Annotated in this window: 11 protein-coding genes; 7 read left to right on the top strand and 4 right to left on the bottom strand. The window is 66.7% G+C overall.

Annotation, left to right across the window (positions count from 1 at the left end; genetic code table 11):
- Positions 1-116 precede the first annotated feature (116 nt).
- The 5 genes from ASC66_RS14385 to ASC66_RS14365 all read left to right on the top strand — a co-directional run bounded on the left by ASC66_RS14385 (position 117) and on the right by ASC66_RS14365 (position 5,700).
- Positions 117-1,130 carry a LacI family DNA-binding transcriptional regulator gene (locus ASC66_RS14385; protein ID WP_082492356.1) on the top strand — a complete coding sequence of 338 codons (1,014 nt, stop codon included), beginning with the start codon at positions 117-119 and terminating at the stop codon, positions 1,128-1,130.
- A 95-nt stretch (positions 1,131-1,225) separates the two neighbouring features.
- On the top strand, positions 1,226-2,545 hold the full coding sequence (locus ASC66_RS14380) for an ABC transporter substrate-binding protein (protein WP_055840951.1): 1,320 nt from the start codon (positions 1,226-1,228) through the stop codon (positions 2,543-2,545).
- A gap of 115 nt (positions 2,546-2,660) precedes the next feature.
- A complete protein-coding gene (locus ASC66_RS14375) occupies positions 2,661-3,614 on the top strand; it encodes a carbohydrate ABC transporter permease (protein ID WP_235496935.1) in 954 nt (317 codons plus the stop codon).
- On the top strand, positions 3,608-4,459 hold the full coding sequence (locus tag ASC66_RS14370; RefSeq protein WP_055840948.1) for a carbohydrate ABC transporter permease: 852 nt from the start codon (positions 3,608-3,610) through the stop codon (positions 4,457-4,459). The genes ASC66_RS14375 and ASC66_RS14370 overlap by 7 nt, the downstream gene beginning before the upstream one ends.
- Before the next feature lie 2 nt (positions 4,460-4,461).
- Positions 4,462-5,700 (top strand): cellulase-like family protein, encoded by a 1,239-nt coding sequence (locus ASC66_RS14365; RefSeq protein ID WP_235496934.1) that lies wholly within the window; start codon positions 4,462-4,464, stop codon positions 5,698-5,700.
- 169 nt (positions 5,701-5,869) lie between these two features.
- On the opposite strand, the gene ASC66_RS14360 is transcribed toward ASC66_RS14365, so the two are convergent.
- From ASC66_RS14360 to ASC66_RS14345, 4 genes are all read right to left on the bottom strand, one after another.
- Positions 5,870-7,306, bottom strand: a complete 1,437-nt coding sequence (locus ASC66_RS14360) for a rhamnulokinase (RefSeq protein ID WP_055840945.1) — start codon at positions 7,304-7,306, stop codon at positions 5,870-5,872.
- Between the two features lie 142 nt (positions 7,307-7,448).
- Positions 7,449-9,485 (bottom strand): bifunctional rhamnulose-1-phosphate aldolase/short-chain dehydrogenase, encoded by a 2,037-nt coding sequence (locus ASC66_RS14355; protein WP_055840942.1) that lies wholly within the window; start codon positions 9,483-9,485, stop codon positions 7,449-7,451.
- Between the two features lie 118 nt (positions 9,486-9,603).
- The gene (rhaI, locus tag ASC66_RS14350) at positions 9,604-10,785 is read right to left on the bottom strand and encodes an L-rhamnose isomerase (RefSeq protein WP_055840940.1); all 1,182 of its coding nucleotides are present in this window, start codon (positions 10,783-10,785) and stop codon (positions 9,604-9,606) included.
- A 104-nt stretch (positions 10,786-10,889) separates the two neighbouring features.
- On the bottom strand, positions 10,890-11,249 hold the full coding sequence (locus ASC66_RS14345) for an L-rhamnose mutarotase (RefSeq protein ID WP_055840937.1): 360 nt from the start codon (positions 11,247-11,249) through the stop codon (positions 10,890-10,892).
- Between the two features lie 171 nt (positions 11,250-11,420).
- On the opposite strand from ASC66_RS14345, the gene ASC66_RS14340 reads away from it, so the two are divergent.
- Positions 11,421-13,526 carry a beta-galactosidase gene (locus tag ASC66_RS14340; protein ID WP_055840934.1) on the top strand — a complete coding sequence of 702 codons (2,106 nt, stop codon included), beginning with the start codon at positions 11,421-11,423 and terminating at the stop codon, positions 13,524-13,526.
- Positions 13,527-13,571: 45 nt separating this feature from the next.
- Positions 13,572-14,579 (top strand): LacI family DNA-binding transcriptional regulator, encoded by a 1,008-nt coding sequence (locus tag ASC66_RS14335; protein ID WP_055840931.1) that lies wholly within the window; start codon positions 13,572-13,574, stop codon positions 14,577-14,579.

Genomic DNA, 14,579 nt, shown 5'->3' with positions numbered 1-14,579 from the left:
GCACACGACTCGGAGTTCGGTGGCGCCCGGCGCACTCGGGTATCTTTGCAGGACGGCCGCGCCGGGCTCTCCTGCCCGGTGGGTCAGGCGCCAGGCGCCAGCTACGGGAGCACAGAATGTCAATGGTGAGGCTGCGGGATGTCGCCCGCGAGTCGGGTGTCTCAACGGGGACGGTCTCGAATGTTCTGAACGGGTCACCCAGCGTCAACGGCGAGATCGCCGACCGGGTGCGGGCCGTCATTGATCGACTCGGTTACGTCCCCAACAGCACGGCGCGCTCCCTCAGGACGGGCCAGATCCGAGCGCTCGGATTCGTCTTCACCGACATCGCCAATCCTTTCTTCACCACCCTGGCGACAGGGGCATCCGCCGCGGCTGCCGAGGCGGGGTACGCGCTGCTCTTTGCGACGAGCGCCGACGACGTCTCCGGCGAGACCCGCTATCTGGGAGTCTTCGAGGAGCACCGCGTCGCTGGCGTACTCGTCACGCCCGCCCGGAGCGCCCCGAACACCGAACGCTTGCTCGCGCAAGGCACACAGGTCGTGCTTGTCGACCGTCGTTCAGAGCAGCACTGCTCCGTCTTCGTTGACGACCGGGCCGGGGGCCGCATCGGTGCCGAGCACCTGCTCGAGCTCGGACGGCGTCGAATCCTCCTCGTTCTCGGGCCGGATGCCATCCCACAGATGCACGAACGCGCCGAGGGTTCTCGGGAGGCGGTCGCGCGCGTGCCCGGTGCGGAACTGCGAGTGCAGCACCACACCACGCTCTCGATCGGCATCGGACAGGACGTCGGCCGGCAGATTCTCGCGATGGCCCCCGAGGAGCGCCCGGATGCCGTCTTCGCCGGCAACGACGTGGTCGCGATCGGCCTGTTGCAGGTCATCGGGCGCGCGCTTCGGATCCCAGAGGATATCGCCGTGCTCGGCTACGACGACATCGACTTCGCCGCGGCATCCATCATCCCGATCTCCTCGATCAATCAGCCGACTGAGCACATGGGTTACGTCGGGGCGCAGCTGCTCATCGACGAACTGACGGAGCAGGCAGCGGGCGCTGCACATGTGCATCGCTCGGTTGAGCTCTTTCCCCGACTCGTCGTCCGCGAATCCACGCGGGGCCTGGCCGTTTGACGCCTGCTTTGACATCTGGGGCCGAGCGTGTTTATCCTTGCGTGAATCGATTCATGAAACGATTCACCACTTTTCCTCAATGCAAAGGAGCATCCATGTCGCAGCGCACCAGACGTGCACGCGTCGCAACCGCAGCAGCACTGTCATTGGCGGTCATCATGCCGCTCGCGGCCTGCGCGTCTTCCGAGACTGCCGGAGCCGACGCGCCCGTCGAACTCACCTTCCAGACCTGGGTGCCGAACATTGACACCGCAGTCGACGCGTTCAACGAGGCCCACGACGACATCCACGTCACGGTGGAGCCGATCGCGGCCGGCCCCGATGGCGGCTACGCCAAGATGCTCTCCGCGGTCAAGGCCGGCAACCCGGCGGATGTCGCACAGATCGGCTACGACGAGTTCAGCACCTTCCTGCTCAACGACGCGCTCGAGGACATCACCGAGTACGCCGGCGACGCCGCAGGCGACTTCACCGAATGGCAGTGGGAGACCAGCGTCTTCGACGGCAAGGTCTACGGCATTCCGCAGGCGAGTGGCCCGATTGGCCAGTTCTACCGCGCGGATGTGTTCGCTGAACTCGGCCTGACGGCCCCCGCCACATGGGAGGAGTACTACGAGGCGGCCAAGGTCATCCGCGCCTCCGGCCCCGACCGCTACATCGCCGCTTTCGCTGCGAACCAGGCCGCGTGGCTGATGGGACTGGCCATGCAGGCAGGCGAGCCCTGGTTCACGACCAGCGATGGCGGCTGGAACGTCGCCATCGACAACGACGACACGCTCAAGATGGCCGCCTTCTGGCAGAAGCTGCTCGACGAGGACCTCGTCAAGGTCGAGGCCGACATGAGCAACGAGTGGTATGCCGACATCCAGACGGGAAACATCTCCACCTGGATGAGCGGGTCGTGGGCCGCTGCGATCATCTCCGGCAACGCCCCAGACACCGCCGGTCTCTGGGCCGCGGCCGAGATGCCGCAGTGGACAGCAGGCGAGCACGTGTCCGCCAGCTGGGGCGGCGGATCCGGCACCGCCGTGCTGAAGGGCTCGAAGCACCCGGCCGAGGCCACGGAGTTCCTGCTCTGGCTGAACGGCACTCCCGAGAGCGCAAGCACCCTCACCAGCATCGGTGCCGGCTGGCCGGCGTTGGCAGACACGTCACAGGTCGCGGCCCTCAGCGATGACCCGGCCACGTTCGAGTTCTTCGGTGGTCAGAACATTTGGGACACCTTCGCCGTCTCCGACGCCAACGTGAGCACCGAATGGCAGTGGCCGCCGCTGATCGACACGCTGTACGCGGCCCTGACCGACAACGTCAAGGCGGCCGTTCAGAACAAGACGCCGCTCGCCGGTGCATTCGAGAAGACGCAGGCCGACATGGTGAAGGCCATGCAGGACAAGGGCATCACCGTAAACGAGTAAGACCATTCGGTGGGGCGGTGCACTGTGCCGCCCCACCGTTCACTCTTCTGAGGACACCGTGACACAACACACACTCGTCGCCCCAGCCGTGGGCGAAGCATCGACTGCCCGCGGCGTGGGTGACGCATCGACTGGCCGCGGCGCCGTCGATGCCCCGGACGCCAGCCCTGCGCGTCGGAAGGCGAAGAAGATCCGGCTCCCGCTAGTGATCTTCCTCGCCCCGTTCGTGATCTTCTTCGTCGCGTTCTTCGTGCTCCCCATTTGCTATGCCGTGTGGGACAGCCTCTTCGCGTTGCAGACCAGCGGTCTCGGGTTCGGCGCGCCAGAGCGCGTGTTCGTGTTCCTCGACAACTACGCCAAAGCACTCGGCACGCCTTCCTTCATGGAGAGCATCGGCCGCGTCATCCTGTTCGCCATCATCGAGGTTCCCCTGATGATCGGCGGCTCGCTGGTGCTGGCGCTGCTGCTGGAATCGGGCAAGGCCTGGTTCCCTCGCGTCTTCCGGGTGATCTACTTCATGCCATACGGCGTTCCCGGCGTGATCGCCTCGCTGCTCTGGGGCTTCCTCTATATTCCGACCACGAGCCCTGTGTTGCAGGGCCTCAGCAACGTCGGCATCGACCTCGTTCCGCTCGGCCCGGATTCCGTGCTCTTCGCCATCGCGAACATCGCCCTCTGGGGCTTCGCCGGCTACAACATGCTGATCCTCGTCGCCAGCCTGCAGTCGATCCCGGCCGAGCTCTACGAGGCGGCCCGCATCGACGGTGCCAGCCAGTGGCACATCATCCGGAACATCCAGATTCCACTGCTGCGCCCCACCATCATCATGGTCACCGTGTTCACGATCATCGGCACGCTGCAGCTCTTCGTCGAGCCGCTCGTGCTCAAACCGCTGACCACCGCGATCAACTCCGACTTCACGCCGAACCTCGCGGCGTACAACCAGGCCTTCTCGCAGAGCGACCCGAACCTGGCCGCCGCGATGGCCGTCATCGTCGCCATCATCGCGTTCGTCTTCTCATTCGGCTTCCTCAGTGCCGTCAACCGAAAGGGAAACCGCGCATGGTAGGCCGTCGTTCATTCCTCACCTCCGTCCCCGTGATGGCGGTGATGATCGCCGCAGCCGCGTACTTCCTGTTGCCGCTGCTCTGGGTGCTCTTCGCCGCGACGAAGAGCTCGGCCGATCTGTTCGGATCGTTCGGTCTCTGGTTCTCCGAGCGCCCCCAGCTTGTCGAGAATCTCGGCCGGCTGTTCACGCACGACAACGGCATCTTCCCGACCTGGCTGCTGAACAGCCTGCTCTATGCCGGTCTTGGCGCGCTGTTCGCAACGGTGATGGCCACGACTGCCGGCTACGCAATGGCCAAGTACGAGTTCAAGGGGCGCGAGGCCATCTTCGGCATGGTGCTCGGCGGTGTGCTCGTTCCGGCGACCGTCATCGCGCTTCCGCTGTACTTCCTGCTCAACTCCGTCGGCCTCACCGGCAGCTACTGGAGTGTTCTGCTGCCGAGCATGGTCAGCCCGTTCGGCGTCTACCTGGCCCGCATCTACTCCAAAGACTCGATTCCGGACGAGGTGATCGAGGCGGCCAGGCTTGATGGCGCGGGCGATCTGCGCATCTTCTGGACCATGAGCACGCGCATGATGGCCCCGGCCATCGTCACGATCTTCCTCTTCCAGTTCGTGGCCGTGTGGAACAACTACCTGCTTCCGCTCGTCATGCTCAACGACGCCAAGACGTTCCCCGTGACGCTCGGCCTCACGCTGTGGAACGGCCAGACGCAGCGCGACCCGATCTTCTACGTGCTCGTCGTCACCGGCGCGGCCGTCTCGGCACTGCTGCTCGTCATCGTCATGATCTCGCTGCAGCGCTTCTGGAAGGCCGGCCTCACGGCCGGTGCCACGAAGGGATAGTCGTGACTGTTCCTGCGCACCTGCCAGAACGGCTCGCCATCACCCTCTGGGACTTCTCCTGGTACACCAGGGCCGGAGTGGGCGAGCCATACGAAGACATCGATCGGGCGTTCATCGAGGCCGCGGAGCGCGGCTACAACACGGTGCGCATCTGCGCCGCACCGATGCTGCTCTGCGGCGGGCTCGGCGTCAGCCCGGTCGTGCGCATCGGCGGCCTCGGCCCCGCGCCGCAGGGGGACTACTACGGTCGCCGCACCCGCTGGTACGACGTGCCGGGCGGCTACGAGATCGACGTGCGCACCCGCCTGCTTGAGCTGTTCGCCTCCGCCCGACGGCACGGATTCGTCGTGATCCTCGCCAGCTGGGAGTACCAGCAGTCCGCGTCGTTCGCCGAACATCCGGACTGGTGGAACGCGATGGATGCCATCCCGCTGGCGGATCGGCTGGACCGCCTGGCAGGGGCGGCATCCGGTGTGCTGTCACTGCTGAATGAGCATGGTTTTGCCGACCTCGTCGCCTTCACCGAGCTGCACAACGAGATCGATTTTTCGCTCGTGGGCGAGCTCGACGAGCGTGCGATGGCGTCGATGCAGCGTGTGCGCGATGAGCATCCGGGACAGCTCGTCACGGCGAGTTGGGGCAAGCCGCCGCACCTGGACATGGCCGCGATTCCCTCGGGCATCGATGCGGCTCAGTTCCACATCTACTCCTACGGAGTGCTCGACGCGCTGCAGTCGCTGATCGACTTGCGTGCGCACGGCAGCGATGGATTCCCGAATGCGCAGCTGCGCGGCCTCCTGCGTGATGATGCGCCATCGTTCACCGAGTACGGCACACCGGCACCGTGGAAGCTCGAGGCGACGGTCATCACCGACCAGATGATCTATGGCTACGACTGGATCGACGCCGACCGCTGGGATCTCTGGTTGTACGAGCACTACGCACTGCACGCCGAGGCGATGAGGCGCGAGATCGAGTCTCGCTTGGCGGCGGTTGCTGCGTGGTCGAAACGCGCCGGAGTTCCCCACGTCATCGGCGAGGGATGGATCGGTTATACGCCGCTGGACGGCACCTTCGAAGAGGGGCCGGTCGGGCGTGCTCTTGCGGAGCACGGCATTCGCGCCGCGCTCGCCAACGACGCGTGGGGCATGGTGCTCTGCTCGAACGCGGCCCCGCATCACCCCATGTGGGCGGATGTCGCCTGGCAGCAGCGCATGAACACGGAGATCCTCTCGGCCTAGGCCTCCGCTCCGCTGGTTGAGCACTCGCTCCGTTGGTTGAGATTCGCTCCGCTGGTTGAGCACTCGCTCCGTTGGTTGAGCTTGTCGAAACCACGCTGCCGATTTCGACAGGCTCAATCAACGGGAAGCCGTCGGCATCCGCAAGCGAATGGATGCCGGGTCGGCAGCGTCAGGCCTGCCAGCGGGCGCTCGGTTCGTAGCGACGAGGCTGTATGTTCGCGGCGACGAGCTGGCGCATCTCGCTGAGACCGCCAGAGACGAATCCCTGCGCGCGTGCCTGGACCAGGACGTTGCCGAGGGCGGTCGCCTCAACAGGGCCGGCGAGCACAGGAATGCCGAGTCGGTCTGCCGTGAGCTGGCAGAGCAGCTCGTTCTGAGAGCCGCCTCCCACGATGTGCACCGCCTCCACCGATCGATCGGCCAAGCTCTGCGCCGTACGTACGGCGTCCGCGAAGGCCTGGGCCAGGCTCTCGATGATACTGCGCACGAATTCGGCGCGGCTGCCGGGAACGGCCAGGCCGCGCTCTGCGCAGTACTCGGCGATGCGTCGCGGCAGGTCTCCGGTCGCCAGGAAGCGCTGATCGTTTGCGTCGAACACGGCGACCGTCGTGGTGACAGCCTCGGCCGCGGCGAGCAGCTCAACGAGGTTGATGTTCGCGCCGTCGGCCTTCTCCCACGTGCGCACCGACTCGCTGAGCAGCCACAGCCCCATCACGTTGTGCAGGAAGCGCACGGTGCCGTCGACGCCGCCCTCGTTGGTGAAGTTGGCCTCCCTGGCCGCCTCGCTCAGCACCGGCCGCTCAAGCTCGAGCCCGACGAGGCCCCAGGTGCCACAGGAGATGTACGCGGAACTCTCGGCCCGCATCGGCACGGCGAGCACGGCCGAGGCCGTGTCGTGGGAGCCGACGGCGATCACGTCGATCGGGCGCATCGCGCCGAGCTCGGCCGCGACGTCCGGCAGCAGTGTGCCGATGCGCGCGCCGGCGTCGACGAGCGGCGGCAGTATGGATGCCGGCAGCTTCAGCCGGGCAAGCAGCTCGGCGTCCCACTGGCCGCTCGTCACCGAGAGCAGTCCGGTCGTCGAGGCGTTGCTCCGCTCGGCGACGCGGCGCCCGGTGAGCCAGTAGGCGAACAGGTCCGGGATGAGCAGCGCGCCGTCCGCCAGCTCGAGCATACCGTCGAGGCGGTCGGTGCTGAGTTGGTAGAGGCTGTTGAACGGCAAGAACTGCAGCCCGTTCCTGGCGTAGAGCTCGGCAGGGGGCACCAGGGCGTGTGCCGCCTCAACGCCTCGCTGCGTGCGCTCGTCGCGATAGTGGAACGGTGTTCCCAGCATCCGCTCGCCCCGCATCAGCGCGTAGTCCACCGCCCACGAGTCGATCCCGATGCTGCTGAGCTCCGGCTCCTCGCGCAGCGCCGTGCCGAGGCCGGCCATGGCGCTGCGGTAGAGCTCGAGCACGTTCCAGTGCAGCCCGTCGATCGTTCGCACCGGGGTGTTCGTGAAGCGCGAGACGGTGCGCATGTCGAGCGTGTGCTGCCCGACCTTCGCCACGATCACGCGTCCGCTCGTCGCGCCGAGATCCACGGCGGCGACGGTGCCGCCGCTCATGCGGCGCTCCGTGCAGGGTGGGCCTTGGCCTCGATACGCTCGTTCCTCGCTACTCGACCAGCGGAGTTTTCGGCGGTGCGACTCTTTCGCTGGTCGAGTAGGCGCGCCAGCGCCGTATCGAGACCCGGGCGCGGAGCGGCACTCATCGCAGGAAGGCGGCCGCGACGCCGGCGTCGACCGGGATGTGCAGGCCGGTGGTGTGCGAGAGGTCGGCCGAGCAGAGCACGAACACGGCGTTGGCGACGTTCTCCGGCACGACCTCGCGCTTAAGGATGGTGCGCTGGGCGTAGAACTTGCCGAGGTCCTCCTCCTCGATGCCGTAGGTGGCGGCACGGTTGGCGCCCCAGCCCGAGGCGAAGATGCCGGAGCCACGCACGACGCCGTCCGGGTTGATGCCGTTGACCTTGATGCCGTGCTCGCCGAGCTCGGCGGCCAGCAGCCGCACCTGGTGGGCCTGGTCGGCCTTCGTCGCCGAGTACGCGACGTTGTTCGGCCCGGCGAAGACGGAGTTCTTGCTCGAGATGTAGATGATGTCGCCGCCGAGCTTCTGGGCGATGAGCACGCGAGCCGCGTTCTTCGAGACCAGGAAGGAGCCCTTGGCCATCACGTTGTGCTGCAGGTCCCAGTCGGCCTCGGTGGTGTCCAGCAGCGCCTTGGAGAGCGAGAGCCCGGCGTTGTTGACGACGAGGTCGAGGCCGCCGAAGGCCAAGACGGCCGCATCGATCGCGGCCTGCACCGCTGCCTCGTTCGAGACGTCGGCCGCGACGCCGATGGCGACGTCCGTGCTGCCGAGTTCGGCCGCCGCTGCCTGTGCCTTGGCGAGGTCGAGGTCGGCGATCACGACGCAGGCGCCTTCGGCAGCCAGGCGCACGGCGATGGCCTTGCCGATACCGGATGCCGCGCCCGTGACGAGCGCGATGCGGCTGGCGAGGGGCTTCGGCTTCGGCATCCGCTGCAGCTTCGCCTCTTCCAGGGCCCAGTACTCGATGCGGAACTTCTCGGCCTCATCGATCGGGGCGTAGCTGGAGAGGCCCTCCGCGCCGCGCATCACATTGATGGCGTTGACGTAGAACTCGCCGGCGACGCGTGCCGTCTGCTTGTTGGCGCCGTAGCTGAACATGCCGACCCCGGGCACGAGAACGATGAGCGGGTCTGCGCCGCGGATGGCGGGGCTCTCCGCATCGGCGTTGCGGTCGTAGTAGGCCTGGTAGTCGGCGCGGTACTCGGCGTGCAGCTCCTCGAGCCGCGCGATCGACGCCTCGATGCCGGCATCCGCGGGCAGGTCGAGCAGCATCGGCTTGACCTTGGTACGCAGGAAGTGGTCGGGGCAGCTGGTGCCGAGCGCGGCCAGGCGCGGGTGCTCGCTGGCGGCGAGGAAGTCGAGAACCTCGACGCTGTCGGTGAAGTGGCCGACCATCGGCTTGTCGGTCGAGGCCAGACCGCGGATGACGGGCGCGAGCGCTGCAGCCTTGGCGCGGCGTTCCGCCTCCGGCAGCGCAGCGAAACCGTCGAGCGCCGGGCCGAACGGTTCGGCCTTTGAATGTTCGGCGATGTAGGCCGAAGCGGTGTCGATGATCCACAGTGAGTTGGCCTCTGCCGCCTCGCTCGAGTCGCCCCACGCCGTGATGCCGTGGCCGCCGAGGATGCAGCCGATCGCGGCCGGGTTCTCGGCCTTGATTGCGGCGATGTCGAGCCCGAGCTGGAACCCGGGGCGGCGCCACGGAACCCAGACGACCTTGTCGCCGAAGATCGTGGCGGTCAGCGCCTCACCGTCGGCGGCGGTCGCGATGGCGATGCCCGAGTCCGGGTGAAGGTGGTCCACGTGGGCGGCATCGACGAGGCCGTGCATGGCGGTGTCGATCGAGGGGGCAGCGCCGCCCTTGCCGTGCAGTGTGTAGTCGAAGGCGGCGACCATCTCGTCCTCGCGGTCGAGCCCGGGGTAGACATCGACGAGGGCGCGCAGACGGTCGACCCGCAGCACCGCCAGACCGCTCTCGGTCAGGGTGCCGAGGTCGCCGCCGGAGCCCTTGACCCACATCAACTCGACCTGCTCGCCCGTGACCGGGTCGGTTTCCAGGCCCTTGGCGCTCGTGTTGCCGCCGGCGTAGTTGGTGTTCTTGGGGTCGGCGCCGAGCCGGTTGCTGCGGGCGATGAGGTCTGCTGCTGCCTGGTTCGTCATGGTGTCGCTGCTTTCGTTACAGATATCTGAAGTGTGGCGGTGGCGAGAGTGCAGAAAACGCGGTGTATCGCGCGGATGCGGAGCGTATTCTGCACTCTCGTTGCTGGAGCGTTGCGTGCTACGCGCCCCAGCTCGACTGGGTGCCGCCGACGCGCTCGGCCGCGATCTGGGCCTGGTAGCCGGATGCCGCATAGGCGGCCATCGGGTCGGCCGGAAGCTGCCGGGACTCGCGCCACGCGGCGAGCGGCCCGCGCACATCGGTGTAGAACGCGTCCATCATGATGGCGTTGGCGCCGAGAACATCGCCGGCGTTCTGCGCGGCATCCAGAGCGGCCCGGTCCACGAGCAGCGCGCGCGCCGTCATCTCCTGCACGTTGAGCACGGAGCGGATCTGTCCGGGGATCTTGTCTTCGACGTTGTGGCACTGGTCGAGCATGAACGCGACGGGCGATGTGCCGCTCTCGGCAGCCGGGGCGTAGCCGCCTCCGCGCACGACCTCGTACATGATGCGGAACAGCTGGAACGGATCGGCGGCGCCAACGATCAGGTCGTCATCGGCGTAGAAGCGCGAGTTGAAGTCGAAGGAGCCGAGCTTGCCGAGGCGCAGCAGCTGGGCGACGATGAACTCGATGTTCGTGCCGGGCGCGTGGTGGCCGGTGTCGAGGCAGACGAATGCCTTCTCGCCGAGGGCGGCCACGTGCGCGTAGCTGGTTCCCCAGTCGGGAACATCGGTGTGGTAGAACGCCGGCTCGAAGAACTTGTACTCGAGCACGAGGCGCTGCTCGTCGCCAAGCCGGTCGTAGATGGCCCGCAGCGACTCGGCGAGGCGGTCCTGGCGGCCGCGGATGTCGCCCTGCCCCGGGTAGTTGGTGCCGTCGGCGAGCCAGATCTTCAGATCGCTCGAGCCGGTGGCGTGCATGATGTCGATGCACTCGAAGTGGTGGTCGATGGCCTTCTGGCGAACCGCTGCATCCGTGTGGGTGAGGCTGCCGAACTTGTAGTCGTCGTCCTGGAACGTGTTCGAGTTGATTGTCCCGAGCTCGACGCCGACGCCGGCCGCGAAGTCGCGGAGCGCGCTGTAGTCCTCGACCTTGTCCCACGGGATGTGCAGGGCCACGGTCGGCGCGAGCCCGGTGAGCTTGTGCACCTGGGCGGCATCCGTGAGCTTTTCCTGGATCGTGCGCGGAGTGCCAGGGGTGGCGAACACCTTGAAGCGGGTGCCCGAGTTGCCGAACGCCCACGAGGGAAGCTCGATGGCCTGGCCGTCGAGCTGGCCGGCGATGGAGTCGAAGGTGGTCATGAAAAGCCGCTTTCCGTTGTGGGTGTTCTGAATCGTTTCAATGATGCGCGAAAGTAGCGCAATACTCAAGTCCTGCGCCGGGGGACCGGTGGGAAGGGCCTGGCTCAGTCGGCCGCCACAATGGCCGTGAGCTGGTCCTCGAGGTTGAATACCTCGGCGAGTCGGGGGGCACTCTGATCAGGGCGGCCGCCGAGGGTGACGAAGAATTCGCTCATCTGTGCCTCCCACGCGGCGGTACGCAGGTCGGCTTCGAGTGCAGCCTGCGCGGCTGCATCGTCATCCGTCTCGTAGTACCCGATCAACAGCCCGTCTTCGCGCAGGAACAGTGAGTAGTTCCTCCTCCCCGCAGCCTCGATCGCGAGAAGCATGTCTGGCCAGACGGCAGCATGGCGTTCCGCGTACTCGGCCAGGCGGTGGGGTTTCACCTGCAGGTGGAAGCAGACGCGGGTGGGGGAGGAGCTCATGACGTTGTGCCTTTCTGGCGTCGCGCGTGCTGGTTCCGACCGTTGTCGCAACGCCGCCGCCGAAAATCGACGCCTCACCACACTCTCATGAATCGATTCATGTATGGTGATTGCGGGTGCTCAGCGCGCCCAGCCAGAACGTTTCAGCGCAGCGACGGAGAGTCGATTTTCATGTACTACGGCGGCGATTACAACCCAGAGCAGTGGCCGGAGGAGACCTGGCACGACGATGTCGCCAAGATGCGCGAGGCCGGGGTCACGATGGTGAGCATCGGCATCTTCGCCTGGTCGCGCATCCAGCCGGCGGAGGGCGTCTTCGACTGGGAGTGGCTCGACACGGTGATTGAACTGTTGCACGCTGGCGGAATCGCCGTCGACCTCGCGACGGCAACGGCTTCACCGCCGCCATGGGCCACATCCGCATACCCGGAGATGCTTCCTCGCGACGAGGACGGCACCGTGTTCTGGCCGGGCAGCCGCCAGGCCTACGCCCCGAGCTCACCGGTCTACCGGCGGCTCGCGTCAGAACTCGTCACCGCTCTCGTTGAGCGGTACGCCGAGCACCCCGCGATTGTGATGTGGCACGTCAACAACGAGTATGGCTGTCACCTGCACTACGACTACTCCGACAATGCGATGCACGCCTTCCGCGATTGGCTGCGTGCCAAGTATTCGACCATTGATGCGCTGAACGCGGCGTGGGGAACGGCCTTCTGGTCGCAGCTCTACACGGACTTCGAGCAGATCGTTCCGCCGCGCAAGGCGCCGTACAGCCGAAACCCGGCCGGGCAACTCGACTTCAAGCGTTTCACCTCCGACACGCTGCTTGAGCTCTATCGGATGGAGAAGCGAATTATCCGGGCTGCCGGCGCAACTCAGCCCGTCACCACCAACTTCATGGGCGCGTTCCCGCCTGCCGACTACTGGCGGTGGGCCGCGGAGATGGACATCATCAGCGACGATTGCTATCCGGATCCCAATGACCCCGAGTCGTTCCGTTCCGCGGCGTTCGCCCGCGACCTGATGCGCTCCTTCAAGCCGGACGTACCGTGGATCCTGATGGAGCAGGCGACCAGCGCGTTGAACTGGCGGCCGACGAACGCCCCCAAGGCACCTGGCCAGATGGCCGCGCTCAGCATGCAGGCGGTCGCGCGTGGAGCCGACGGAGTGCTGTTCTTCCAGTGGCGGCAATCACGGGCCGGGAGCGAGAAGTTCCACTCCGCGATGCTGCCGCAGGCTGGGACGGATACGCGCACCTGGCGCGAGGTGACGGCGCTTGGCGCCGCGCTTGGCGCTCTGCCGCAGCTACCCGTCGGTGCCAGGGACGCCACGGTGGCGCTGGTCTTCGACTGGCAGAACTGGTGGGCGATCGACAACCCGGACCACCCAACAGCGCTGGACTACCCCGCGTTGGTGCAGCGGTGGTATGCGGCTTTCCACCGCATGAACGTGCAGCTCGACATCGTGCATCCCGGAGCAGAACTGGGTCGGTACAAGGCCGTCATCGCACCCCAGCTCTACCTGCTGACGTCCGTGGATGCTGCGAATCTGCTCTCCTACGTCGAGGGGGGCGGGCACCTGCTCGTCACCGCGTTCTCCGACGTCGTCGACGAGAACGACGCGTTCAGGGACGGTGGCTATCTCACTCAGCTCGGAGAGGCACTCGGGATCCGGCTCGAGGACTTCGGCGCGCTGGTCGCGCCGGGTGCTGCGGTCGCAACAGCTGCGTCTGCAGGCGACTCGTCCTCATCGCCGGCAGCAGCAACGGGACCCGGACAGGTCTTCGCGCCATTCAGCTCACCGCTCGGGGTCGTCACCGGCACGCTGCTGGCCGAAGAGATCCACCTCGATGGAGCGACCCAACTGGGGGCGTTCACTGGCGGTCGCCGCGACGGCGACGCGGCATTCACCGTCAATCGACACGGTGACGGCGCCGCGTACTACCTGGCGACGATCCCCGATGATGCCGGCTGCGCACTCATCGCGGAGCACCTTGTGGCCGAGAGCGGTGTCGAGCCGGTGCTCGCCGGGCTGCCGCCCATGGTCGAGGCGATTCGGCGCGGCGATGTCGTGGCAGTGATCAATCACGGAGCGGCGTCGGCGACGGTGCCGGTCCCGAGCGGAGTTGTCCTGGGCTGCAGCGAGCTGTCGTGTCCGACGGACGACGGCGTCCTCGCTGCCCGCGAGTTCACGCTCGAACCATTCGGCTTCGTGCTGCTCGACACCGAGGTTGAGTCGTTTCAGGGCAGCGCGCAACCGTGGCCTAGTATTCGATGAGTCGACGTGTGCCCTCGTCGCGTCGCAATCTGGAGGGTTGATCGAGTGACTGTGAGCGTTCGCGAGGTCGCGGCTTTGGCCGGCGTCTCCGTTGGGACCGTCTCAAACGTTCTGAACAGGCCAGAGAAGGTGTCGCCCGTCACTGTGGAGCGCGTGCAACGCGCCGTGGCAGAACTCGGCTTCGTGCGCAATGAGGCGGCCAGACAGCTCCGTGCCGGGCAGAGCCACAGCATCGGTCTGATCGTGCTCGACGTGCGCAATCCGTTCTTCACCGACGTCGCCCGTGGCGCAGAAGATCGCGCCGCCGAGGGTGCGCTCTCCGTGCTGCTCGGAAACAGCGACGAGAAGCCGGAGCGAGAGGCCGCCTACGTCGACCTGTTCCAAGAGCAGCGCGTGCACGGCGTGCTCATCTCGCCTCTGAGCGAAGACCTGAGTCGACTGCGCACGCTGCGCGAGCGCGGAACCGCAGTCGTGCTGGTCGACCGGCAGGATGGCGCGCAGGAATTCTCCTCCGTCTCCGTCGACGACGTCGCCGGCGGTTATCTGGCCGTGCGGCACCTGCTCGACCTCGGTCGGCGCCGCATCGCCTTCGTTGGCGGGCCGAACAGCATCCGGCAGGTGTCCGACCGTCTCCGAGGGGCGCAGAACGCCGTCGACGAGGTCTACGGCGCGAGCCTCGAGGTGATCGATTCCGATGGCCTCACCGTGCTGCACGGGCGGGCCGTCGGCGACGCGCTACGCGACCGGGCCGCGTTCGCCAGGCCCGAGGCCGTGTTCGCCGCGAACGATCTGCTCGCGGTCGGAATCCTGCAGGCGCTGACGATGCTCGGCGAGGTGCGGGTGCCACAGGATGTCGCGCTGATCGGATACGACGACATCGACTTCGCCGCCGCCACGGTGGTACCACTCAGCTCGATTCGGCAGCCGAGCACGCTCATCGGTTCAACCGCCGTCGATCTGTTGCTTCGTGAAGCGGCCGGCGGCACGGAGTTCGTACGCGAGCAGATCGTGTTCCAGCCCGAGCTCGTCGTGCGGGCCTCGACGGCAGGCTGA

The sequence above is a fragment of the Leifsonia sp. Root4 genome (genome assembly GCF_001425085.1).
In the GTDB taxonomy this organism is placed as follows: Bacteria; Actinomycetota; Actinomycetes; order Actinomycetales; family Microbacteriaceae; genus Microterricola.
Note: the sequence above shows the minus strand (reverse complement) of the source record. Positions and strands in the feature narration are given on the sequence as shown.

What these genes read in the sequence shown, in the direction of transcription:
- ASC66_RS14360 (WP_055840945.1), bottom strand. Translation starts at nt 7,306, where the DNA reads ATGAGCGGCGGCACCGTCGCCGCCGTGGATCTCGGCGCGACGAGCGGA.
- rhaI (WP_055840940.1), bottom strand. Translation starts at nt 10,785, where the DNA reads ATGACCACCTTCGACTCCATCGCCGGCCAGCTCGACGGCCAGGCCATC.
- ASC66_RS14370 (WP_055840948.1), top strand. Translation starts at nt 3,608, where the DNA reads ATGGTAGGCCGTCGTTCATTCCTCACCTCCGTCCCCGTGATGGCGGTG.
- ASC66_RS14380 (WP_055840951.1), top strand. Translation starts at nt 1,226, where the DNA reads ATGTCGCAGCGCACCAGACGTGCACGCGTCGCAACCGCAGCAGCACTG.
- ASC66_RS14355 (WP_055840942.1), bottom strand. Translation starts at nt 9,485, where the DNA reads ATGACGAACCAGGCAGCAGCAGACCTCATCGCCCGCAGCAACCGGCTC.
- ASC66_RS14385 (WP_082492356.1), top strand. Translation starts at nt 117, where the DNA reads ATGTCAATGGTGAGGCTGCGGGATGTCGCCCGCGAGTCGGGTGTCTCA.
- ASC66_RS14340 (WP_055840934.1), top strand. Translation starts at nt 11,421, where the DNA reads ATGTACTACGGCGGCGATTACAACCCAGAGCAGTGGCCGGAGGAGACC.
- ASC66_RS14345 (WP_055840937.1), bottom strand. Translation starts at nt 11,249, where the DNA reads ATGAGCTCCTCCCCCACCCGCGTCTGCTTCCACCTGCAGGTGAAACCC.